The sequence below is a fragment of the Mucilaginibacter ginsenosidivorans genome, assembly GCF_007971025.1.
In the GTDB taxonomy this organism is placed as follows: domain Bacteria; phylum Bacteroidota; class Bacteroidia; order Sphingobacteriales; family Sphingobacteriaceae; genus Mucilaginibacter; species Mucilaginibacter ginsenosidivorans.
The window spans coordinates 41,324-64,119 of record NZ_CP042436.1; the positions used below are offsets into that span (position 1 = coordinate 41,324).

Genomic DNA, 22,796 nt, shown 5'->3' on the forward strand with positions numbered 1-22,796 from the left:
AAAAGATTTAGCAGAACCAATATACTAAATACTTAGTTGATATTGTAAATGTCTGCGGAATATTGTATTGAATAGTCAGTAGCAAATGGTGAGTGATATATCATACTTCCTATTCACTATTGACCATTCACTAATAACCATTCGCTATTCAACTTTATAATGGTAAACCGCTCTGCCAAGGGTTCCGTTCTCATCAATGCCTTCCACTACTACCCGGTAACTTCCTTTGCTATCGTTGTTATAAAACTCCAGTAATGCCTTGCCATCTTTATCGGTGATGATATTGGGGTTCCAATAAACCGTGGTGCGGTTATCAAGGTCTTTCGTCCCGATCGGATGCTGATATTTAGGCATGTAAAAAGCCTTTGCCTTGTAAAAGCCGGTAAACGGGAAATTCATTATCCCATTGGGCTGGGCCTGGGTAAAATAAGCCGTTCCTTTTTCCCCGCCGCGCTTAGTAGTGATAACAAATGCACCCAAGGGCGCATTTGAACCATAAATAGCCAGGTAGGCGCTGCTGCGCAACACTTCAATGCTGTATATATCGCTGGCATTTACGTCATTTAACGTTGCTTCGGGGTCCAGCATCACACCGTCAACAATAACCCTCATATATTTTACCTGTGCGTTACCAGAATGACTACGCATAGGCTTTGCGTTGCCAGCTCCGTCAAATGTCACGCCAGGAACCTTTCCGTTCAGGCAATCGGCCAGGTCAATGCAATTATCCAATTGATCGTACATGAGAACCTGGTTGGCATGGCCGGGCCCGTTCAGGTTGGATGAATTGATCAATTCTGGTTGCTTGGGCCTTTTGCGACCCGTGATGGTAACCGTTTTAAGCGTTCTGCCGTTCTTCAACGAATCCCGCTTTTGCGCCACGGCATACCTGTTATATTGCAGCTGCGCTATATTCTGCTTAGCGTCAGTTTTTGTTACGCCTGTACCGCGTTTTGTTGTGATAACCAATGCGCCGCCGGCGTCAATGCTCGATCCATAGATTGCCCTTGCCGCGCTGGTACGTAATACTTCAACACTATATACATCAAGTACATTGACATCGTTGATACTCGTATTGGTGAGTGTTACGCCATCAACAATTACAGACATTCGTGCGCCATTACCTCTTAAGTTCACCGGCACCCCATTTGCATCAAAAGTCACGCCGAATATCTTCCTCCGCAAGCCATCCTCCAAATTTGCAGCAATGCCCATATCATCGGCCATGATCACCTGATCGGCATTACCGCCGCCATGCAGGTTGGATGAATTTGGGATCACCGGCTGTTGGGGTCTTTTGAGACCGGTGATGGTAACCGTTTTGAGCGTTTTGCCATACTTCATCGAGTCTTGTCTTTGCGCAAGGGCGTACTGATTGTATTGCAGTTGCGCGGCAGTTTCAGGAACTTTAACTGTTTCTTCATTTTCGCTGCCGTTTTTCGTGGTAATAATCAGCGCCCCTGCTTTTGAAATGCTGGACCCGTAAACCGATTTGGAAAACGTACGATAAAGCACTTCGATGCTATATATTTCATTTGGACTAACATCATCGATACGTCCTACACCGATATTTACACCATCCACAATAACCGACATACCTCTAAAACCTATGCCAACCAATTTGTCGCCAAGGCAATCAGAAAGATTTATGCAATATCCCAGGTCCTTACCCATAATTACCCTGTCGGCATTTCCGCCGCCATGCAGGTTCGACGACCTGGTAAGGTCGGGTTTTGGGGGCCTTTTATAGCCTTTTATGGATACCGTTTTTAACGATATTCCATATTTCTGCGATTCGGTTTTTTGCGCCTGTTGATATTGGATATATTGCTTTGCCGCCGGGGTTTGTTTTGAAGTATCAATAATTACCGGCGCCTCGTTTATATTTCCGGCAGGCGTTATTGCGGGGTAATCGGGTACATCGGCCTTTATCTTTACATTACTGCCTTTGTTAGCTTTCCTCGCCCTTAGCACTACTGTGCTGGTATCGGTAAGGTAAAGACCGGTAAAGGTGAACCGGCCCGCATCGTCAGCAACCGTATCCCTGAAAATACCCTCCTTTGTTGCGGCAAGTGTTACGCTGCCATGGGGTATAGGTTTGCCCGCAGGCGTGGCAAGGGTTCCGCTTAGCTCCAGCGATGTTTCAGGTTTATAAACAAGCGGTTCAAATTTGTTATCCAATACGCGCTTCCACTCATACCTCCTGTACCCCTGGGTCAGCATCAGGTTGTCAAGGTCGGCCCTTGCCTGGTCGCTTTTATTGGTGAAATAATAATTTGGCTGTTCGATATATCCTTTCAATTCCGAGGTCAGCAGCAAATTATTCAGTATGGTGCTTTCCGCGTTCTCATCCTGCTGCACGCTGTTTTCGTTGATCACAGCTACCGAAAAACTGGCCCTGGCGGTATTAACGCTGCTATCCGTTATGCCGAGCGCGATCTGTACTTTCTCCCGGGTTTTGTAGTCAGCCTTATCTGTGCCGACAGACAGTTTCATTTCATTAGTATTGTCCACAAATGCTATTCTTTCAGCCAAAGGTTCGCCCGATTGCCCGAATAACGTAAACTGTACAATCCCATCCGGGAAGCGGCTTTTTTCCACTTTGGCGGCGTAGGCCGTCCCGTTCAGCTCGCCCCTGGTCGTATAGAATACTTTGCCGCCATTTTGACCGATGATAAAAAACGCTCTGCCTTTATCACGCGTTAAAGTCGTTTCATTGGTGGCGACCCTCAGGTAGATGCTGTCCGCATCACTATTGTTCAGGGCGAGGACATACCCGATTTCCTGCGCCCGGGGCAGCTCTGCCATCCATGTAGTTTCGCCCGGCGCATCAATTTTTGCCCTGTAACTTTTCCCGGGTGCGGGGGTCAGCGCAAATTCCCCCATGCCTAAATGGTGTGTTTCGAAGTCGGCCACAACATTACCCGTATTATCTTCAATGGTTCCTTTAATGTTTTGCCCAAGCCCGTTAGCTCCTAAAGCTTTTATAGCCACCCTCGACCGCACACCATACACCATCTGCCCACCTTCGGGAAAGAACTGCACATCCAGGCGCGTTTGCACGGCTTGTTTTATTATTTGCGGCTGCAGCCCCCCGATTCGTACGCACTGGTCGTAAAAATATCCGGGGCCGTTGTTCAGCATCCAGCGCGTATAGGCCCTAATACGGTATATCCCCTGCTTAAGGCTGTGGGCAAGCGGTATTTCGCTCCACCCGATGCCAGATACCATTGGCACGGTTTGCCTGGCTATCAGCGAATCAGCAGGGCTGATAAGTTCAACATATAACACCCCGCTCAGCGTCGATAACCTGTGTTTTTGCCCGGTAACGGTATAGGCTTTGTACCATATCGTATCGCCATAGCCATAATTAGGTTTATCTAAATGAAGGTAAACTTTTTCCTGTGCAGGTTGCTGCTCCAGCCGCTTAAAGGCATTCTGCAAAAAAGCCGTGTCCTGTGCCAAACACGAAACGCCTGCCGAGATAAAAATAACGATGAGTAATAAGGTTCTCGTTTTCATGGATATAAGGTTTGCACAAGCAATTTACCAAATACTCCGCGATAATTCCAAGCAAAAGGCTGACGATTAAGTCAGGATTGGATGGTGAATGGTCAATAGTGAGCGGTCAACAATGTGGATTAATGGGTCGACGAATCTATTGACCATTGACTATTCCCTAAAATTTATTCTTCCACATCATGCTTTCAACCGGGCGGGTGGTTGGATTGTTGTATTTGGCGTTGGATTTGGTGTTGTACATGATCTCGATATCGCCTTCCACTACAAAATAAATAAGCTGGCCAATAGGCATGCCTGCGTAAACCCTTACCGGCTGGGCGCATGAAATCTCGAGCGTCCAGGTATTGCAAAAGCCAACGTCGCCCTTGCCTGCCGTAGCATGTATATCAATGCCCAATCTGCCTGTGCTTGATTTCCCTTCGAGGAAAGGCACATGACGGTGCGTTTCGGTGTATTCCATCGTCACACCCAGGTACAGCGTATTGGGCTGCAGCGTAAAGCCTTCCTTCGGAATTTCGAAAGCGTCTATCTCGTTATGGAGCCTTGCGTCGAGCACCCGGTTGCGGTAGGTTGCCAGGTGTTTGCCCAGGTGTACGTCGTACGAGTTTGTCCCCAGGCATTCGCGTTTGAAAGGTTCGATAATGATAAAGCCTTTGTCAATTTCTTCAAGAATTCTTTTGTCTGATAAAATCATATTCCGGGTGAGATAATTGGCCTAAATTAGAATTATTTGACATAAGTTTGCCATCCTTTTTGCAATTTTACTTTTATGGCGATAGCATACAGGAAGCAGGTCGATAGCGATACCGAATTTGCCCTTTGGAAGATAGAAGAGCGGGCCGATGACCTGTACAGCCAGCTACAACTTGACGAGCATGAGAAGGCTTATGTAGAACTGCTGAGCCATGGCAAACGCCACCTGCACTGGCTGGGTACACGCGTGCTGCTGCGCACCATGCTGAATACCAGCGAATACATCGACTGCAAGGTTGATGAACACGGAAAGCCTTACCTGGTTGAACTCCCCTATCATATTTCTCTCAGTCACTCATTCGATTATGCGGCTGTGATGATGAGCAAGAGCAGGCCCGTAGGTATTGACATTGAGCAGGTAAAGGAAAAGGTTGAACGCATAGCGCCGAAATTTATGCGCCCGGAAGAACTTTCCTTTATCGGCGATCAGGATAAAATAAACCAGTTGTATGTATGCTGGTGCGCCAAGGAAGCCGTGTATAAATGTTACGGCCAAAAAGAAGTGTCTTTCGCCGATAATATCTCGCTGGATGCATTTAACTTTGATGGCGAAGGAACGGTAGGCGCCCATTTGAAAAAAGGTGCCGTAAAGCTGGATTACCGGGTAGATTACCTTCGGTATGACGGGTACATGATAGGTTATGTAAAGGGATAGGTTATGAAGAACAAAAAGGTATACTTCCAGGATTGGGGATTGACAGACTACAAAGTGGCCTGGGACAAACAGGAGGCCTTGTTTGGCGAGACTGTTGCGCTGAAGACGGCCAACCGTAACAAAATGATAGCCACCGAAGGCGACGAATACCAGGAAGAAGAGCCCACAAGTAACTACCTCGTTTTTTGCGAACATCCGCACGTGTACACGCTTGGTAAAAGCGGCAAGCCGGAGCATTTGCTGCTGGATGAACAGGGCCTGAAAGAAAAAAATGCATCCTATTATCCTATTAACCGTGGCGGCGATATTACCTATCATGGGCCGGGCCAGATAGTGGGTTACCCGATATTAGATCTTGATAATTTCTTTACCGACATACATCTTTACCTGAGAACGCTGGAAGAAGCAGTGATATTTACACTGGCCGACTATGGTTTAAAAGCGGGCCGGTACCCCGGCTATACCGGCGTATGGTTCGATGCTGACAATGAGAAAGCGCGTAAGATATGCGCTTTAGGCGTTAGGTGCAGTCGCTGGGTTACCATGCATGGCTTTGCGTTTAACGTAAATGCCGACCTGGATTATTTCAAAAACATAGTGCCCTGCGGTATCGACGATAAAGATGTAACATCCATGCAGCGCGAACTGGGGAGAAAATTGGATATGAACGAGGTGAAGTCTGTTCTTAAAGGTTATATAGCCCAGTTGTTTGAGATGGAACTGGAGTAAGACAAAAGGTTAAAGTTAAAAGGTATTTGCGCCCTCATTAATCCTCAGCAGAAAACCATTACTCTTTTATCTCCGTATGGTTTGTATGAGGGTACCCGTTTTTGGTTTGATGTTACTGATGTTGATCGGCTGCGGAAAGAAGAACGAGTTTATTCCGGCGCGTGATACGGCGGTCAATAATTCGCAAACACCACCGGTTATTCATCCAAATGATTCTGTTTCTTACCTGGCGCTTGGTGATTCTTATACTTATGGCGCGGGGGTTTCGCAAAGCGAATCTTATCCCTATCAGTTAGCTGCGCAATTGAGTAGCCAGAATTATTTGATCAACTCCCCCCGTGTTGTGGCTTTCCAGGGATGGACTGCAAGCGACCTGTTAGCGGGTATAAAAGCAGCGAATGTTACCCGCAAATTTGATCTCGTAACATTACTTATTGGGGTTAATGATGAAAATAAGGGGACAGACTTTACGACTTATACTTTACAGGTCGACCAACTGATAACACAGGCAATTGAATATGCCCGGGGCTACCACAGCAGGGTGTTTGTTATCTCTATTCCTGATTGGTCTGTAACGCCGTTTGCTGCGGGGATGAATAGGGCGAAGATCAAAGCGGATGTGGCAACGTTTAATTCAATCAACGAGGCCGAAAGCAAAAAGCTGGGGGCAAGTTATTTGGATATCAGCGCCATCTCGGAACTGGCGGCGAACGATGCGACGCTTACCGCAGGCGACGGGCTGCACCCTTCGGCCAAAATGTATGCGCTTTGGATCAACCGTGTGTATGGCGATATCACAGCGACATTTACGTCGAATTAAAATCCCAAAGCATTCTGTTCCCGTATCTATTGATGGAGGCAGCATGAAAATAATTTGTTCCATTATTCTTACTATTGCAGCTTTGGCGGGCTGCTCCAAAAAACAAGCCGATACCATACCCATGACATCAAATGACACCTCTACTTCTGTTGTTGCCGATACCATGACCTACCTGGCGCTGGGCGACTCGTACACTATTGGCGAGGCAGTGGCGAATACCGAAGCGTACCCGCAACAGCTGGTCCGGCTGGTTAACCACCAGGGGTTAGCATTTGCGTACCCCCCGAAAGTAATAGCAACTACCGGCTGGACAACCGATAACCTGATCAACGCCATAGCGCAAAGCGGACTGGAGGGTAAAACATACGATATGGTTACACTGCTGATAGGCGTGAACGACCAGTACCAGAACCTGACCCAGGATAATTACCGCATAAAGTTTAAACAGGTACTGGAGACTGCCATTGCGTTTGCCGGGGAGAATAAAAGCCATGTATTTGTACTGTCCATACCTGATTGGGGCGTGACGCCATTTGCCGGTGGTAACGACGCGCAGATCGGTCCGGTGATTGACCAATTTAATGCCATCAATAAATCTATTAGTACTGATGAGGGGGTGAATTATTTGGACATTACTGGTATCTCGCGACAGGCGGCGACAGAGCCCGACCTGATAGCCCTTGATGGACTGCATCCTTCGGGGAAGATGTATGCGCTGTGGGTCGACCAGCTGGCGCCAAAAGTAATTTCACAATTTTCCAAACACTGAGCATAATGAGACGCATTCGACTGCTTTTGGTTATGTCCCTCTGCACCTGGAGCGGTGTCAAATGTTTTGCTGCCGATACCCTTGCCTACCTTGCTTTGGGCGACTCGTATACTGTCGGCCGGTTGGTGCCGGCTGAAGATTCCTTCCCCTACCAGTTGGCGGCTAAACTGAAGAGCAAAGGGCTTAATATCCCCTCGCCTACCCTTATTGCCCAAAATGGCTGGCGCACCGACGAATTGATCAAAGGCATTGCCAACAGCGGCGTTAACCAGAAGTTCGATATAGTAACGCTTTTGATAGGGGTGAATAACCAGTTCCAGGGTATCAGCATAGATACCTATCGGGTGGAGTTTGTGCAATTGCTGAAAACTGCCATCGCTTACGCCAAAGGTAACAAGGCCCATGTTTTTGTACTTTCCATACCCGACTGGGGCGTGACGCCTTTTGCTGCCATTCGCAGCCCGGAGAAGATAGCCAAAGACATTGACGCCTATAACCAGATCAATCGCGAAGAAAGCGAAAAGGCGGTGGTTAACTATATCGACATTACCGGCATATCACGCGCGCTCGGCGACGACCCCGCCTACCTGGCCGCCGACCACCTGCACCCCTCGGGCAAAATGTATAAGCTTTGGGTGGATAAGCTGGAGCGGAAGATCATTAAGGTGTTGGGGATTGGGCATTAGGCGTTGGGGGCTGGGCCGGTGGTTTATGATGCCTGGTGACTAAAGTGTCGGGTAGGGATAGGAAGAAGCGGAAACACACAATAATTCGTGCCACTCAATTGCCGCGGGGCCTGTTAATCTCTAAAATAATCTAAACCGTGTTCAATTTGCGCCAGGGATAGAAGCGATACCGGCCGGTGATTAAAGCCTTGTGCAGTATAAGCGTATAGCCCGCCCGGGCGCCCTTATCGAGTCCTGAGTCTTAAGTTCGGAGTCATGAGCCAACCCAACTTAAGACTTAAGACTCCCGACTCAGGACTAACCTTACTTACTCTTCTCCCCCTTCGCTTTTCCGGCTAATTCGGTAATGGCGCGTACCAGTTTATCCAGGTCCTGGGTGCGGGTGTAAACGTGGGGGGTGACGCGTACGCAGCTGATGTTTTCCCACACGATGCCGACAGTGTGTATCTTGTACTGGTTGAACAGGGCATTGTCGAGCTCGCCGGGCGTCATACCGTCGATGCTGACGCCGCAGATGGCACAGGAGTACTGTGGTTTTAGCGAGGTGTGCAGCTTTACTTTCGGGATGTCCTTTACGCGCGATGCCCAATAATTTTTGAGGTAGCGTATGCGTTCCTCCTTGCGTTTGGGGCCAATACCCTCGTGAAAGTTGATGGCCTCGCCTATTCCCTGCTCTATCGGGAAGCTGCGGGTGCCCAGGTCCTCAAACTTGCGTATGTCGGGGTCATTTGCCTTGTCGCCGCATACCAGGGGCCATACTTTGGCTATGTTTTCCTTTTTTATCCAGAGCATGCCGCTGCCAATGGGGGCCGACAAAAACTTGTGCAGACTGGTGCCGAAGTAGTCGCAATGCAGATCGGGTATTTTAAAATCCATCAGGCCGAAGCTGTGCGCACCATCCACGATCACCTCGATGCCCCTGGCATGCGCCATATCGGCTATTTTGCGTGCCGGCATTATCTGCCCCACCCAGTTTATCATGTGGGTAACGTGTATCAGTTTGGTTTTGGGCGTAATGGCATCGGCGTAGGCATTTACTATCTGGTCGTCGTTCTCTATCGGGAAGTCGAAGCTGATCTGCTTGTACACAATACCATCACGCTGGGCCCTTTTTTTGTAGGCCTGTATCATGTGCGGGTAATCCTGTTTGGTGCCAATCACCTCGTCGCCGCTTTGCAGGGGCAGACCGTAGATGATGGTATTGAGCGCCTCGGTGGCGTTGCGGTTGACGGCAATTTCGTCGGACAGGGTACCGGCCAGCTCGGCCAGTTTATCGCGCAGGGGTTCGCGGCCCTGGTCGAGGATGCGCCACATATAGTACGAAGGACCCTGGTTTGCCAGATCGTTATACCGCGCCACGGCCTGCTGCACCACCAGCGGCGAAGGCGATACGCCGCCATTGTTCAGGTTGATGATGCCGGGGTTTACGGTATAGGCGCTTTGGATGATGCTCCAGTATTCCTCGTCCTCCGCCACTTGCGCGGCGTCGAGGTGGTTGATACGTTTGGAGGCCCTTTGCAATTCTTCGGCATGCACCTGGTTAAACATACTGGCAGCAGAGAACGCGCCCGCGAGCGTAGCAGCCTGCCTGATGAAGTTTCTGCGATCTGTCATGATATGATAAGTTGGTTATTGAGGTAACTAAGTTAGGGAAATTTTGTGATGAATAATGAATTGTCAATAGTGAGTGGTGAATAGTAAATAAAAAGGCCTCTTACTCGCTGGTAACCATTGACCATTCACTAACTAACATTCCGGCAAGCTGATAGGTATATTAATAGCCAGGCCACCGTCGGAGGTTTCTTTGTACTTGGAGTTCATATCGAGGGCGGTTTGCCACATGGTTTTTACCACGGCGTCGAGGCTTACTTTGGCGTTGTCGGGGTTGGTTTGCAGGGCCAACTGCGATGCGGTGATAGCCTTGATGGCCCCCATGGTGTTCCGCTCGATACAGGGTACCTGCACCAGTCCGCCGATAGGGTCGCAGGTGAGGCCGAGGTGGTGCTCCATGGCAATTTCTGCGGCCATCAGTACCTGCCGCTGCGAGCCGCCGAGGCATTCGGTAAGCGCCGCCGCCGCCATAGCGGATGATACGCCGATCTCGGCCTGGCAGCCACCCATCGCTGCGCTAAGGGTTGCACCCTTTTTGAATATGCTGCCCACCTCGGATGCGGTGGATATAAACTGAATGATCTTTTCGTCGCTGAAGCCGTCGCAAAATACGATGAGGTATTGCAGCACAGCGGGCACCACACCCGCTGCGCCGTTGGTAGGGGCAGTAACCACACGACCGAAGGAGGCGTTCTCCTCGTTAACGGCCAGGGCAAAGCAGCTTACCCAGTCGAGCGTGTTTTTGAACGTGTTACCAGTTTCGCGGATGGCCGCAACCCACTCCTCGTAATTTTGATAAGGGTGGTTGCCAATGAGCCTACGGTTAAGCGATGCCGCGCGCCGGGCCACGTTGAGGCCGCCGGGCAGGTAGCCGGTGGTGTGGCAGCCACGGTATATGCACTCGCGCATAACGCGGAAGATGTTGAGTATGCCATTGCGTACGTCCTGCTCGGGTTGCCAGGCCAATTCGTTCTCCATTACTACTTCAGAAATTTTGAGACCGGTTTTGAGGCACCAGTGGAGCAGGTCGCCGGCGTGCTCGATAGGGAACGGCAGGTCGACCTCGGTTTTGGCCTGTGCCTCGCCGCCTTCCTTCACCACAAACCCCCCGCCGATGGAATAATACGTGTCGGAAACGGCCCTGTCATTGCTCAAAAACGCCTGGAAAGTTACCGCATTGGGGTGAAAGGGCAACTGGTCGTTATAAAGGAACAGGAGGTCTTCGGGTTCGTAAAAGCTGATCTCGTGGATGCCGCCAAGCATGAGCTTATTAGCGGTTTTGATACCCGCTATTTTATCGTCAATTGCGCTAACGTCAAAGGTTACAGGGTCGTCGCCGCTAAGGCCGAGCAGAATTGCAATATCAGTACCGTGGCCCTTGCCTGTTTTGGCCAGCGAGCCGTACAGCAGTATCTTGATGCCTGTTACCATGGGCAGCACGCCCTGTTGTTGCAGAACCTTTACAAACTGCTGCGCCGCACGCCAGGGTCCCAGCGTGTGCGAGCTTGATGGGCCTATACCTATCTTAAAAATATCGAATACTGAAATTTGTTCGCGCTTCATCCATGCAAACTTACATATAGTAACACAATGTTCATTGTCAACATTTTGTATTCTGAAAATTAATTATTAGCTTCATTTCAACTAAAACTTACAACTTAAAAACCTATTACACAATGGAAAATTACGATGCTTATTCCGCAGGAGCCGCGATCGGCGCCTTCTTTGCGGTAATGCTGATCCCTGCGCTTATCGTTGCGACGGTGATGATCATCGCACAATGGAAAATTTATACCAAAGCAGGCAAACCAGGCTGGGCTGCAATAGTGCCCATTTATAACATCATTGTTTTATTGGAAATTGTTGGCAAACCAACATGGTGGATACTGCTGTTCCTGGTGCCATGCGTTAATATCGTGTTTTTGGTATGGACAACAAATTTGCTAAGTAAAAGCTTTGGCCAAAGCGAAGGATTTACTGTTGGATTGCTGCTTTTGGGAGTGATCTTCTATCCGATACTTGCTTTTGGGAACTATCAGTACCTGGGCCCTGCCGGTGCCGAAGGGGGCCTTAGACCTATCGATCCTTCGCTAAATTATAAAGACCCATTTAACCCTCCTCCGCCGCCACCAACGCCGCCGTCAGCACCAGAAGCTTAATTTGTTACCTGTTATAAAAATATTGATACCCTGCAACTGTTTGATGTTTATCAGATGGCTGCAGGGTCATTTATTGCCCTGCCCTTTCAAATATGTGACGGGCATTGATTGCCCGGGCTGTGGCTTCCAGCGTTCGGTACTGGCATTGGTGCAGGGCGATCTTCCTAAAAGCTTTGCTCTATACCCAGCGGCTATACCTTTGCTGTTGTTTTTTGCTTATGGCATAGCCGACCGGATTTTTAAGCTCGATACCAAAAACGAGATGATAAAAAAGACGGTTTACATGGTGATAGGATCGATGGTACTGATCAGCTACTGTATTAAGATGTATCGTATCTTAACCCATCACATGGTATCGGCCTGAGCGCTGATGTGGCTGTAATCCTTAATGATGGTTTGCAGGAAAAGCATATCGTTCATTCCCTGCGGTGGTTCTACATTCAAGTGCTCTTTAACCCGCTGGGCCATGTTGTAAACTACTACGTTATTACCGGTTTTCTGATAGGAGTTTATTACTTCGTGTATCAGTTCGATATCGCGGTCGTTTAGCTGCGCGGCAACAGGGAAAACCGGCTGGTAACCGTCGTACATGGGCATAAAAACGATGTTGTTCATTTTGGTACGCGGCACGGTTCTGATAAGCATGGTACCTGCTACGATATCGCCCAGTCGTTGTGGTTTTTCGCTGATCGCAGCTACCACCAGCGCCACCAATCCGGGTTCTATTCCAAAATCGACGATACGGAACAGCCATCTTAATACATATTGGCCTACATTGGGCTGTGAACCATTGAGGCTGATGACCCTGATCTTCATAATGCGCTTGCCAATGCTCTGGCCGTTCATGAATATCTCGAAGCCAAGGTCGTAAAAAACGAGTATCACCAAAAAAGTGACATAAGCTATAATGACGATGGTTTCGGAATTGGAATAAACGCCCGCCATTATGCCCAAAAAAAGACCGAGAAGAAACAACACGATCAGAATGCCCATGTCTATCAGCCGGGCCACTATCCGCTCTCCCAATCCGGCAACTTCGTAATCTATATCAATGTTCTGGGAGGTGGTTATTTTTATTGTTTGCATGCGTAAAGGTTATCGGGATACTAATATACTTTTTTAGTTGAAAGATAAAATTATTGTAATTATTTTAAGCCATTATTAAATCCCCGTCATTTATACATGCGCGAGCCCTTATTTGTTAAGCAAAACGCCGAACAGTGGAGACATTTTGAGCAGGCGCCGGTTACCGACCCTGACGAGGTGGCCGAAAGATTCATTAAAATAACCGATGACCTGGCCTACGCAAAAACTTTTTATCCCAAGTCGAAAACGACAGAATACCTTAATGGGCTGGCCGCCAAACTGCATCAGACCATTTATAAAAACAAGACCGAAAAGCGCAACCGCTTTATCACATTCTGGAAATTAGAACTGCCTGTTTTATTCAAAACTTATGAGAGGCAGCTGCTGTACTCCTTCATCTTCTTCTTCGTGTTTTGTTTGATGGGTGTTCTATCGGCCAGGTATGATCCCAATTTCCTGAGGCTCATACTTGGCGACCAGTATGTGGATATGACAAACGATAACATCGCCAAAGGCGATCCGTTCGGCGTTTACAAAAGCCACCAGGAGTTCCTGATGTTTATGGGTATAGCGGCCAATAATATTTATGTATCGCTGGTGATTTTTGTCAGCGGTATCATATTTTCTGTTGGCGCGGTTTATCATTTGTTTACAAACGGCATTATGCTGGGGTCTTTTGAGTATTACTTCTTTAGCAAGGGGCTTGGTGCACAGTCGGTATTGGTAATATGGATACACGGCACTATCGAAATATCGTCCATCATTATTGCAGGCGCTGCGGGGCTTGTGCTGGGTAACAGCCTATTGTTCCCAAAAACCTACACCCGGCTGGCATCGCTAAAAAAAGGAGCCAGGGACGGTATGAAACTTGCCATAGGCCTGGTACCGCTTTTTATTATAGCAGCTACATTTGAAAGCTTTGTAACCCGCCACACCGAAATGCCAATATGGCTAAGTATTACGATACTTGCATCATCACTAACTTTTATGGTGTGGTATGTAATTATCTATCCTAATAAAATTAATAAAACCCGAACCTGATATGTCACCTAACATGGAACTTGCTAAGCCGCGTGATTTTGGAGAGATCATTAGCGATACGTTTACGTTTATCAAGGAAAATTTCAAACCACTGCTCAAATATTTCTTCATCTTTTGCGGCCTTTTCCTGATCTTCTCAGCGGCTTCAATGATCCTGATAGAGATCAAAGCTTTTAATTTTTATGACAGCAGTTATGACCCGAACGCCTTTGACGACTCGAATGCCTTTAGCCGGGTTTTTTCAATGATAGGAGGTCTATTGGTTTACGCTGTTTTCATGGTTTTGCAGTACGTGGCCCTTAATGTAACTGTTTTTTGCTTTATGACGCTTTACAGGCAAAAGCAAAACACGCTCCCTACTACCGAAGAAATGTGGGGCTACATTAAATATTATTACTTAAAAATATTGGGATCAAATATCCTGTTATATATATTGCTTATAATCGGGTTCATGTTTTGCCTTGTACCGGGCATTTATCTTTCACCCATATTTGCCCTGGTAACACCTATCATGATCGCCGAAAATACAAGCTTTGGTTATGCATTCAACCAAAGTTTCAAATTAATAAAAGACAATTGGTGGTCGACATTTGGTGTGTTTGTGGTAATTTATATTGTATTATACGTGATCAACCTGATCGTATCGGTACCGTCAATGATACTCGGGGCGGGCAATGTATTCTTACATCTTACCAAAAATAGCCAGGCATTATCATTACCTATTTCTATTATCACCACACTGTTGCAATCCGTCTCTTACTTTTTTCATATGCTGATGGTTGTAGCGGTAGGGGTTGTTTATTTCAGCCTGACAGAGATGAAGGAAGGAACAGGACTTATGGAGCGTATCAACCAATTCGGTACTAACGAACCAACGCCCGGGCCCGAACCGGAGGAATATTAAAATGCGACTGCTTTACCTCATACTTTTTTTGCTGGCCATTAATGCCGCGCATGGTTCCGTCGCCAAAAAAACGGAACATAAGGCCGCCGCTGTGGTAAAAGTTGATACTTCGGCAGATGTTAGCCTAAGGAGTTTTGATAAAGCTTCGATCAAAAAATATAGTGAACAGCCTGAATTTAAGTATAACAGCACCAGTAATGAGCTTACATGGTGGGACCGTTTCTGGATACGATTCTGGCGGTGGTTCTGGAGCCTGTTCATGTTCAGGGGACTAAGTGTGCTGGGGGTTATACTGAACATTATCGAGATACTGCTGATAGTCGCTGCGGTTGGGGCACTCATCTATGCCATATTAAAAGCAGTTGGTATGGACCCGCGCAGTATCCTGTCAAAAACAGCCCCTCCTACCGTGCCTTATTCTGAGTTTTTCGAGGACATCAATACCATCGATTTTGACGCCGAGATAGAAAAAGCTGTAGCGGCACACAATTATCGCTTTGCCGTACGGCTGCTTTATCTCAGGTGCCTGAAGCAGTTGAGCGATGCTGGCGTGATAGCATGGGAGATAGACAAGACCAACAGCCAATACATTTACGAACTTAAAAATGACGAGCAGCGAAACGCGTTTGGCCTGCTTACCCGCCAGTTTGAATATGTTTGGTACGGCGAGTTTTCAATTAACGATGTTGTTTATAATACCATAGCGCATTCATTCAGCGATTTTAATAAGAGGGAGAAAGCGGTATGAGGAGTTTGAAGTTGATATATATCGTCGCCATTACGCTCATCGTCGTTTACCTGGTAGCCGAATACAATAAACCGCATCCAACGCTTTGGAAGCCCACGCTTTCATACAACGATAAGATACCCTACGGCACTTATATTGCCTACCGCGAGTTGAAGCAGCTTTTCCCCGGTGCCGAGGTAAAGGGGACCAATAGGACCTTTTATGATCAGTTTCACGATACCAGCATTGTAAACAGCAATTACATCATCATTTCCGGGGATGTAAAATTTAACAAATACGATTTCAGGGAGCTGCTGAAATACCTTGAGAAGGGCAACTCGGTTTTTATCGCTACAAACTCATACCCGGGAAAATTTACCGGCTTAAAAAACGTACTGGCGGACACGTTAAAAATTGAGACCAACCTGGAGCTAAAATCTAATGAAACCAGTATCAATTTCACTAATAACAAATTAAAAAGAAATAAGGACTACAAATTTAATAATGGCATAGCAAGCGGGTATTTTTCTACTTTCGATACCAGCCGGGCAGTAGTTTTGGGGAAGAATGGATCGGGCGACCCTAATTTCATTTCCTATAAATTTGGCAAAGGCACATTATTCCTTTGTGCAAACCCCGAACTGTTTACTAATTATAGCCTGCTAAGTGAGCAGGGTGCCGATTATGCAGCCAAAGCACTGTCTTATATGCCCGTGCAACCGGTGGTGTACTGGGATCATTTTCAAAACGGTGATATAGAAAAGGATATGTCGCCGTTGCGGGTATTTTTCTCAAACCCCAGCCTGCAATGGGCGTACTATTTAAGTTTAGGTGGCATGCTGATATTTATCCTGTACGAAATGAAACGCCGACAGCGTATCATTCCGATTATTGAGCCTTTACGCAATTCAACGGTCGATTTTGTGAATGTGGTGGGGCAGGTATATTACGAGCAGCGAAATAACGCCAATATAGCTCAGAAGAAGGTTGTATATTTCCTCGAGCATTTACGTACCGTTTATCATTTAAAAACCAACGTGCTCGACAAGGAATTTATCGAACGATTAGCGCAAAAAACAGGCATCGGCGACACGCTGGCGGGAGAATTAGTGATGCACCTGCATTATATAAACGGGCAGCGGGTAACGGACGACGACCTGATCAAGCTTAACCAACTTATCGAACAATTTTATATTAAATCCAGGTAAACATGGAAGAAGAAGAATTATTTAAACAACGTACCGATCTGAGCAAACTGAATGCGGCGGTGGAGCAAATAAAAAGCACCCTCGGCCAGATCATTGTCGGTCAGCGTGATACCATCGATCTGCTCATAGCGGGCATACTGGCCGATGGGCACGTGCTGATAGAAGGTGTACCTGGCGTGGCCAAAACCCTGACAGCTAAGCTCATCGCAAAAGCTATCGATGCAAAATACTCGCGCATACAGTTCACCCCCGACCTGATGCCATCAGATGTAGTTGGCACTTCTGTATTCAATCCTAAAAGCATCGACTTCGAGTTTAAACCCGGGCCGATCTTCGGGAACATCGTGCTGATAGATGAGATCAACCGGTCGCCGGCAAAAACGCAGTCAGCCTTGTTCGAAGTGATGGAAGAGCGGCAGGTAACTGTGGACGGTCACAACTATAAAATGGATGAGCCATTTTTGGTGCTGGCCACACAAAACCCTGTTGAACAGGAAGGCACTTACAGGTTGCCCGAGGCACAACTGGACAGGTTCCTGTTCAAGATAGAGGTGAAGTACCCTACGCTCGAGGAGGAAATAACTATTCTTACCCAACAACATCAGCAGGTTACCACGGAGCAGCTGTCGCATATCACTCCAATATTATCTAAGGGGGACATTATTACGCTGCGGCAAATAGTACGGGGCCTGCATGTTGAACCACGGATACTGGAATTTGTGGCCAGGATAACCAACGAGAGCCGGAACAGTAAATCATTGTTCCTGGGCGCTTCGCCACGGGCATCGCTTGCAATAGTAAGCGCCGCAAAAGCCATAGCAGCCATACGCGGGCGCGATTTTGTAACACCCGATGATATTGTTTGGGTAACGCCATCGGTATTAAGGCACCGTATAATGCTGACACCCGACAAGGAAATGGAAGGCATAAGTCCTGACGAGGTAATCAAACAGATCATTCAGAAAATCGAGGTACCACGATAAACGCGTGAAAAAGCTTTACAGGTTATTTTATAAAGATCTATTTTTAACCAACCGGCTGTTTGCTGCTTTGGCGGCAAGCGTTGTGTTCTTCCTGTTCTCTTTTTTCTTCCCCTGGCTGGGTGTGCTGCCCGGCTTGTTTTTCTGGACGGTGCTGGCACTCTTTCTCATCGATGTGATGATGCTTTACCGCTCCTCAAAAGGTGTGTTCGCCCGCCGGCATGCGCCTGAACGATTGAGCAACGGCGATGAAAATGAACTGGGCATCTATATCGAAAACCTGTACCCCTTCAATGTATCAATTGGCATTATCGATGAGATCCCGTTCCAGTTCCAAAAGCGCGACATCTGGTTTAAAACCACGCTGAAACAACAGCAGCATAAGCTGATCAATTACCTGCTGCGCCCCACCAAGCGCGGCGAATACGAGTTTGGCGCCGTAAGAGTTTTTGTCAAAACACCACTTGGCCTTATCCGCAGAAGATACACCTTCAGCCAGGATGAAACCTTACCTGTTTACCCGTCCTTTCTGCAAATGCGCAAGTATGAACTGATGGCCATATCTAACCGGCTAAATGAAATAGGCATAAAAAAAATTCGCCGTCTTGGGCACAGCCTCGAATTTGAACAGGTAAAAAACTATGTAGCAGGAGATGATTTCCGTACCATAAACTGGAAAGCGACAGGCAGGCATGGCACCCTGATGACCAATATTTATACTGACGAAAAATCGCAGCATGTGTATTGTGTGATCGACAAGTCGCGCACGATGAAAATGCCTTTCGAGGGATTGAGCCTGCTTGACTATGCCATTAATGCAAGCCTGGTACTGTCGAATGTGGCATTATTGAAAGAAGATAAAGCCGGCCTGATAACAATCGCCGAAAAATTAGGTTCCGTGGTACCGGCCGATAAAAAGGCCACCCAGATCAACCGCATATTAGAGGTGCTTTATAAAGAGAAGACCCGCTACCTGGAAACCAACATGGAACTGCTGTATTCCACCATCCGCAGGGTACTGAAACAGCGGAGCTTAGTTGTGTTCTTTACAAATTTCGAAAGCATGTCCGGCCTGGAACGCCAACTGCCGTTCCTCAAACGCATTTCGCGTTTTCACTTGTTGCTTGTGGTGTTTTTTGAAAATACCGAATTGCAAAAACTAAGCGAGGAACCTGCGACCAATGTCGAAGATATCTATATCAAAACCATAGCCGAAAAGTTCGCTTACGACAAAAAACTGATCGTAAAAGAATTGGCAAAACATGGTATACAATCTATTCTCAGCACTCCGCAAAACTTAACTATCAATACTATTAACCGCTATCTCGAATTGAAGGCGAAACAAAAGATATAATCACGTGCCCGGCAGCACATGGTGCTGCGGCAATTGAATATCAGCATCGCGGAGATCTTTTACGATCTTTTCCTGCAGGAATATTTTGGTGGTTAAATAGTCGTCCGGTTTCACCCATACCCTAACCGTAAACCGTAATCCATCAATTTCAAGGGCAATTACGCCAACTAATGGCTTTGGCGTCGCTATTATCTTCGGTGTTGCTTTAATGGCATTGTAGATTATCTCCTTCACTTTATCCACCTCGACAACGTAGCCCAATTTTAATTCAAAATCAAGCCGGCGTGTTTTTTCGCGGTTAACGTTGATGATCACTTCGTTAAAAAGTTTCCCGTTGGGGATAATAATAGTACGGTTATCAATGGTTTTAAGCACGGTATAAAACAACTGGATAGACATTACCGTACCCTCCTGCCCCTGGGCTACCACGTAATCGGAAATATTGAATGGTTTTAGCAGAAGGATAAGCACCCCACCCGCAAAGTTTTGGAAGGTGCCCGATAAAGCCAGGCCGGCAGCCACACTGAACGCACCGATGATGGTACTAAATAAAGTGAGCTCGAACCCGATTATTTTGAATACCGACAGGATGAGAATTACGTAAAGGGCGGTAACTGTAAGACTTTGAAAAAAGGGCCGTAGTGCCGAGTTCACGCTGTTACGGGCCATGCGTTCGCGCATTCTCCGCTTAATAAGCCTGATGGCCCAAAAGCCTACAATGAATATAAATAATCCGAAGATGTAATTTTGGCCGTTCGCAACAAGCCAAATGTGAAATTGGTGGTAGAATTCTTCCGGCCTCATAAATAAAGGCCAAAATAAGGATTAATTATTTACCGTAGATGGTTATAAATAATTCCGGGCCCTTGATGAGTACCCACTCAAGGATCTGTGTTTTTATGTATCTCGCTCTCTCGTTGATCGCTTTCATGACCTGTAATGTTCAATTGTTGTGCCTAAGCAGTTGTGTTTAACAATCTTTAACAAATTTAGGCCCATTATCCTTAGATATCGCTGTTTGTTAATCAAATGATTAACAGATGACCGTCCGCTTACCGGCGGATGACAAAAGGATGGTTCAGAAAAAAAGAAACCCCTGTCTGCAAAAACAGACAGGGGTTTTATATGTATTTGACAGTTTGACTTGTCGTTTTGGCAGGACAGGTATTACATCATACCGCCCATGCCGCCACCGCCCATTGGAGGCATGCCACCACCTTTTTCATCTTCCGGATCATCGGCTAAGATACATTCGGTAGTCAGCAACATCGCTGCAATAGAAGCTGCATTTTCCAAAGCTACACGGCCAACTTTAGTTGGGTCGATAACACCTGCTTTGATCAGGTTCTCGTATTTATCGGTACGTGCGTTGTAACCGAAGTCAGCTTTGCCTTCTTTTACTTTCTGTACTACGATCGAACCTTCGATACCTGCGTTCTCGCATATCTGGCGCAATGGTTCTTCAATAGCACGGCGTATGATCTGGATACCGGTATTTTCGTCTTCGTTCTCACCTTTCAGGTTAGCCAAAGCTTCAACTGCGCGGATGAAAGCTACACCGCCACCTGCAACAATGCCTTCTTCAACCGCGGCACGGGTTGCGTGTAAAGCATCATCAACACGGTCTTTCTTTTCCTTCATCTCAACTTCGGTAGCAGCACCAACGTACAGAACAGCAACACCACCCGACAATTTAGCCAAACGCTCCTGCAGTTTTTCTTTGTCGTAGTCAGAAGTTGTGGTTTCTATCTGTGATTTGATCTGGCCAACACGGGCTTTGATCTCGGCAGTTTCACCTGCACCGTTGATGATAGTCGTATTGTCTTTATCTACAACTACTTTTTCAGCGGTACCTAAGTAAGAGAGATCAGCGTTCTCCAGTTTGAAACCTCTTTCTTCAGAGATCAGTGTACCACCGGTAAGAATAGCAATATCTTCCAGCATTGCTTTACGGCGATCGCCAAAGCCAGGGGCTTTAACAGCAGCAACTTTCAGCGAGCCACGGATCTTGTTAACTACCAAAGTAGCCAGCGCTTCGCCGTCAAGATCTTCAGCTATTATCAGCAAAGGTTTGCCGGTTTGTACTTGTTTTTCAAGGATAGGAAGTAATTCCTTCATTGAAGAAATTTTCTTGTCGTAGATCAGGATGTACGGGCTGTCCAGTTCTACTTCCATTTTGTCAGCGTTAGTTACAAAGTATGGAGAAAGGTAACCACGGTCGAACTGCATACCTTCTACAGTGCGTACTTCGGTTTCAGTACCCTTAGCTTCTTCAACAGTGATCACACCATCCTTGCCAACTTTGCCCATAGCTTCAGCTATCAGCGAACCGATGATCTCGTCGTTATTAGCCGAAATAGAAGCAACCTGTTTGATCTTGTTGTTATCCTCGCCTACAGTTTGAGATTGGCTCTGCAGGTTTTTAACAACAGCTGCAACAGCTTTGTCGATACCGCGTTTCAGGTCCATAGGGTTTGCACCGGCAGCAACGTTTTTAATACCCGCGGTTACAATGGCTTGTGCCAAAAGAGTAGCTGTAGTTGTACCGTCACCGGCGATATCAGCGGTTTTCGAAGCCACTTCCTTCACCATCTGGGCGCCCATGTTTTCCAGGGGATCTTTCAGTTCAATTTCTTTTGCTACAGTAACACCGTCCTTGGTTATAGCCGGCGAACCGAACTTTTTATCAATGATCACATTACGACCTTTTGGTCCTAAAGTTACTTTAACCGCATTGGCTAAAATATCCACACCGCGCTTCAAGGCGTCGCGTGCCTCTACATTATATCTAACTTGTTTTGCCATGATTTTCTTTTTAATTGTTGAACCTACCAGCCGGCAGGCGGGTTAATGATTTACTGATTTATTGACTGAAGGCATTATTCGATAATTCAATCCTTCAATAATTCAATAATTGATTTACAGAACCGCGTAAATATCAGATTCACGCATAATTAAGTACTCTTTACCTTCGTAGGTAATTTCGGTACCGGCATATTTGCCATATAACACCTGGTCACCGGCTTTAACGGTTAAAGGCTCATCTTTTTTTCCATCGCCTACAGCAACTATGGTGCCGCGCTGAGGTTTTTCTTTTGCAGTATCCGGGATAATGATTCCGGATGCGGTCTTCTCTTCGGCCGGAGCAGCTTCCACTACTACCCTGTCTCCGATAGGTTTAATGTTCAATGCCATTGTTATACTAATTTAATTTTATAAAATTTATGGTTACGTGTGCATTTATCCTCATCAATTATGCCAAGCAGCCAAGTACGACCAATATTGTCATATCAACTGTTCAATTGTCACTTTTAGGTCAAGGATGGTTTTATTCTTAACGATGATTTAATATTCAAGTGCCATCGTGTCAGTAAAGGCTTTCAGCCAAAAAAAGGCTTTGGATATTATGCCAAAGCCTTTTTTAATATTTTTATAACTGGTATTATTTACTTTTTTGGGGCGCGGGTGCAGCTATCGGCGTAGTTGTAGCCGGACCTGTTTGCTTATTTACCTGCTCCAGTTCTTTTTGCTTTTCGGCGCTGATAGAGGTCGCGCCTCCGCCCTTTACCGTAACGTTCACAGCCAGCGAAAGCACCATCAGTGCAATGGCCAGTATCCAGGTTCCTTTTTCAAGGAAATCACCAGTTTTCTGAACGCCCATCAATTGCGACGAGCTTGAGAAATTTGATGTTAAACCACCGCCCTTAGGGTTTTGGATCAATACTATGGCTCCCAACAGCACACATACTATAACAATCAAGATCACTAAAACTAAATACATTTCTTTTTATA

The 22,796-nt window shown here is 46.7% G+C and carries 22 protein-coding genes; 13 read left to right on the forward strand and 9 right to left on the reverse strand.

The window, feature by feature from the left end:
• Positions 1 to 144: 144 nt before the first annotated feature.
• Together FRZ54_RS00190 and dcd are read right to left on the reverse strand one after the other, a co-directional pair.
• A complete protein-coding gene (locus FRZ54_RS00190) occupies positions 145 to 3,522 on the reverse strand; it encodes a carboxypeptidase-like regulatory domain-containing protein (protein WP_147029641.1) in 3,378 nt (1,125 codons plus the stop codon).
• Between the two features lie 157 nt (positions 3,523 to 3,679).
• On the reverse strand, positions 3,680 to 4,216 hold the full coding sequence (gene dcd, locus FRZ54_RS00195) for a dCTP deaminase (protein ID WP_147029642.1): 537 nt from the start codon (positions 4,214 to 4,216) through the stop codon (positions 3,680 to 3,682).
• Between the two features lie 75 nt (positions 4,217 to 4,291).
• Here dcd and FRZ54_RS00200 point away from each other — a divergent pair, with 75 nt between their 5' ends.
• The 5 genes from FRZ54_RS00200 to FRZ54_RS00220 all read left to right on the forward strand — a co-directional run bounded on the left by FRZ54_RS00200 (position 4,292) and on the right by FRZ54_RS00220 (position 7,934).
• On the forward strand, positions 4,292 to 4,930 hold the full coding sequence (locus tag FRZ54_RS00200; RefSeq protein ID WP_147029643.1) for a 4'-phosphopantetheinyl transferase family protein: 639 nt from the start codon (positions 4,292 to 4,294) through the stop codon (positions 4,928 to 4,930).
• Between the two features lie 3 nt (positions 4,931 to 4,933).
• Complete coding sequence (gene lipB / locus FRZ54_RS00205) at positions 4,934 to 5,659, forward strand: lipoyl(octanoyl) transferase LipB (protein WP_147029644.1); 726 nt, start codon at positions 4,934 to 4,936, stop codon at positions 5,657 to 5,659.
• An 85-nt stretch (positions 5,660 to 5,744) separates the two neighbouring features.
• A complete protein-coding gene (locus FRZ54_RS00210; protein WP_187359715.1) occupies positions 5,745 to 6,479 on the forward strand; it encodes an SGNH/GDSL hydrolase family protein in 735 nt (244 codons plus the stop codon).
• Between the two features lie 43 nt (positions 6,480 to 6,522).
• Positions 6,523 to 7,248, forward strand: a complete 726-nt coding sequence (locus FRZ54_RS00215) for an SGNH/GDSL hydrolase family protein (RefSeq protein ID WP_147029646.1) — start codon at positions 6,523 to 6,525, stop codon at positions 7,246 to 7,248.
• Between the two features lie 5 nt (positions 7,249 to 7,253).
• Positions 7,254 to 7,934 carry an SGNH/GDSL hydrolase family protein gene (locus FRZ54_RS00220; protein WP_228462587.1) on the forward strand — a complete coding sequence of 227 codons (681 nt, stop codon included), beginning with the start codon at positions 7,254 to 7,256 and terminating at the stop codon, positions 7,932 to 7,934.
• Positions 7,935 to 8,237: 303 nt separating this feature from the next.
• Here FRZ54_RS00220 and FRZ54_RS00225 read toward each other — a convergent pair whose 3' ends face one another.
• Both FRZ54_RS00225 and FRZ54_RS00230 read right to left on the reverse strand, forming a co-directional pair.
• Positions 8,238 to 9,548, reverse strand: a complete 1,311-nt coding sequence (locus tag FRZ54_RS00225; RefSeq protein ID WP_147029647.1) for an aminotransferase class V-fold PLP-dependent enzyme — start codon at positions 9,546 to 9,548, stop codon at positions 8,238 to 8,240.
• A gap of 132 nt (positions 9,549 to 9,680) precedes the next feature.
• Positions 9,681 to 11,108 carry an L-serine ammonia-lyase gene (locus FRZ54_RS00230; protein ID WP_147029648.1) on the reverse strand — a complete coding sequence of 476 codons (1,428 nt, stop codon included), beginning with the start codon at positions 11,106 to 11,108 and terminating at the stop codon, positions 9,681 to 9,683.
• Positions 11,109 to 11,221: 113 nt separating this feature from the next.
• Between FRZ54_RS00230 and FRZ54_RS00235 the strand changes: the two genes are divergently transcribed.
• Together FRZ54_RS00235 and FRZ54_RS00240 are read left to right on the forward strand one after the other, a co-directional pair.
• Complete coding sequence (locus FRZ54_RS00235; protein WP_228462588.1) at positions 11,222 to 11,704, forward strand: DUF5684 domain-containing protein; 483 nt, start codon at positions 11,222 to 11,224, stop codon at positions 11,702 to 11,704.
• A gap of 43 nt (positions 11,705 to 11,747) precedes the next feature.
• The gene (locus FRZ54_RS00240; RefSeq protein WP_147029649.1) at positions 11,748 to 12,068 is read left to right on the forward strand and encodes a DUF2752 domain-containing protein; all 321 of its coding nucleotides are present in this window, start codon (positions 11,748 to 11,750) and stop codon (positions 12,066 to 12,068) included.
• On the opposite strand, the gene FRZ54_RS00245 is transcribed toward FRZ54_RS00240, so the two are convergent.
• Positions 12,050 to 12,790 carry an RDD family protein gene (locus FRZ54_RS00245; protein WP_147029650.1) on the reverse strand — a complete coding sequence of 247 codons (741 nt, stop codon included), beginning with the start codon at positions 12,788 to 12,790 and terminating at the stop codon, positions 12,050 to 12,052. The genes FRZ54_RS00240 and FRZ54_RS00245 overlap by 19 nt on opposite strands.
• Positions 12,791 to 12,886: 96 nt before the next feature.
• On the opposite strand from FRZ54_RS00245, the gene FRZ54_RS00250 reads away from it, so the two are divergent.
• The 6 genes from FRZ54_RS00250 to FRZ54_RS00275 are packed head-to-tail and all read left to right on the forward strand — an operon-like array spanning position 12,887 to position 19,004.
• A complete protein-coding gene (locus FRZ54_RS00250) occupies positions 12,887 to 13,831 on the forward strand; it encodes a stage II sporulation protein M (protein ID WP_147029651.1) in 945 nt (314 codons plus the stop codon).
• 1 nt (position 13,832) lies between these two features.
• Positions 13,833 to 14,735: a hypothetical protein gene (locus FRZ54_RS00255; protein ID WP_147029652.1), complete on the forward strand. Its 903-nt coding sequence runs from the start codon at positions 13,833 to 13,835 to the stop codon at positions 14,733 to 14,735.
• A 1-nt stretch (position 14,736) separates the two neighbouring features.
• Entirely contained in the window at positions 14,737 to 15,483 is a 747-nt protein-coding gene (locus FRZ54_RS00260) for a DUF4129 domain-containing protein (RefSeq protein WP_147029653.1), read from the forward strand.
• Positions 15,480 to 16,670, forward strand: a complete 1,191-nt coding sequence (locus FRZ54_RS00265; protein ID WP_147029654.1) for a DUF4350 domain-containing protein — start codon at positions 15,480 to 15,482, stop codon at positions 16,668 to 16,670. The genes FRZ54_RS00260 and FRZ54_RS00265 overlap by 4 nt, the downstream gene beginning before the upstream one ends.
• A 2-nt stretch (positions 16,671 to 16,672) precedes the next feature.
• Positions 16,673 to 17,653: an AAA family ATPase gene (locus FRZ54_RS00270; RefSeq protein WP_147029655.1), complete on the forward strand. Its 981-nt coding sequence runs from the start codon at positions 16,673 to 16,675 to the stop codon at positions 17,651 to 17,653.
• Positions 17,654 to 17,657: 4 nt separating this feature from the next.
• Positions 17,658 to 19,004, forward strand: a complete 1,347-nt coding sequence (locus FRZ54_RS00275; RefSeq protein ID WP_147029656.1) for a DUF58 domain-containing protein — start codon at positions 17,658 to 17,660, stop codon at positions 19,002 to 19,004.
• Here FRZ54_RS00275 and FRZ54_RS00280 read toward each other — a convergent pair whose 3' ends face one another.
• From FRZ54_RS00280 to secG, 4 genes are all read right to left on the reverse strand, one after another.
• Positions 19,005 to 19,808, reverse strand: a complete 804-nt coding sequence (locus tag FRZ54_RS00280; RefSeq protein ID WP_147029657.1) for a mechanosensitive ion channel family protein — start codon at positions 19,806 to 19,808, stop codon at positions 19,005 to 19,007. It abuts the gene before it with no gap.
• 363 nt (positions 19,809 to 20,171) lie between these two features.
• Positions 20,172 to 21,809, reverse strand: a complete 1,638-nt coding sequence (groL, locus tag FRZ54_RS00285) for a chaperonin GroEL (RefSeq protein WP_147029658.1) — start codon at positions 21,807 to 21,809, stop codon at positions 20,172 to 20,174.
• A 114-nt stretch (positions 21,810 to 21,923) separates the two neighbouring features.
• Entirely contained in the window at positions 21,924 to 22,199 is a 276-nt protein-coding gene (locus FRZ54_RS00290) for a co-chaperone GroES (protein ID WP_147029659.1), read from the reverse strand.
• Positions 22,200 to 22,446: 247 nt separating this feature from the next.
• Complete coding sequence (gene secG, locus FRZ54_RS00295; protein ID WP_147029660.1) at positions 22,447 to 22,785, reverse strand: preprotein translocase subunit SecG; 339 nt, start codon at positions 22,783 to 22,785, stop codon at positions 22,447 to 22,449.
• Positions 22,786 to 22,796 lie beyond the last annotated feature (11 nt).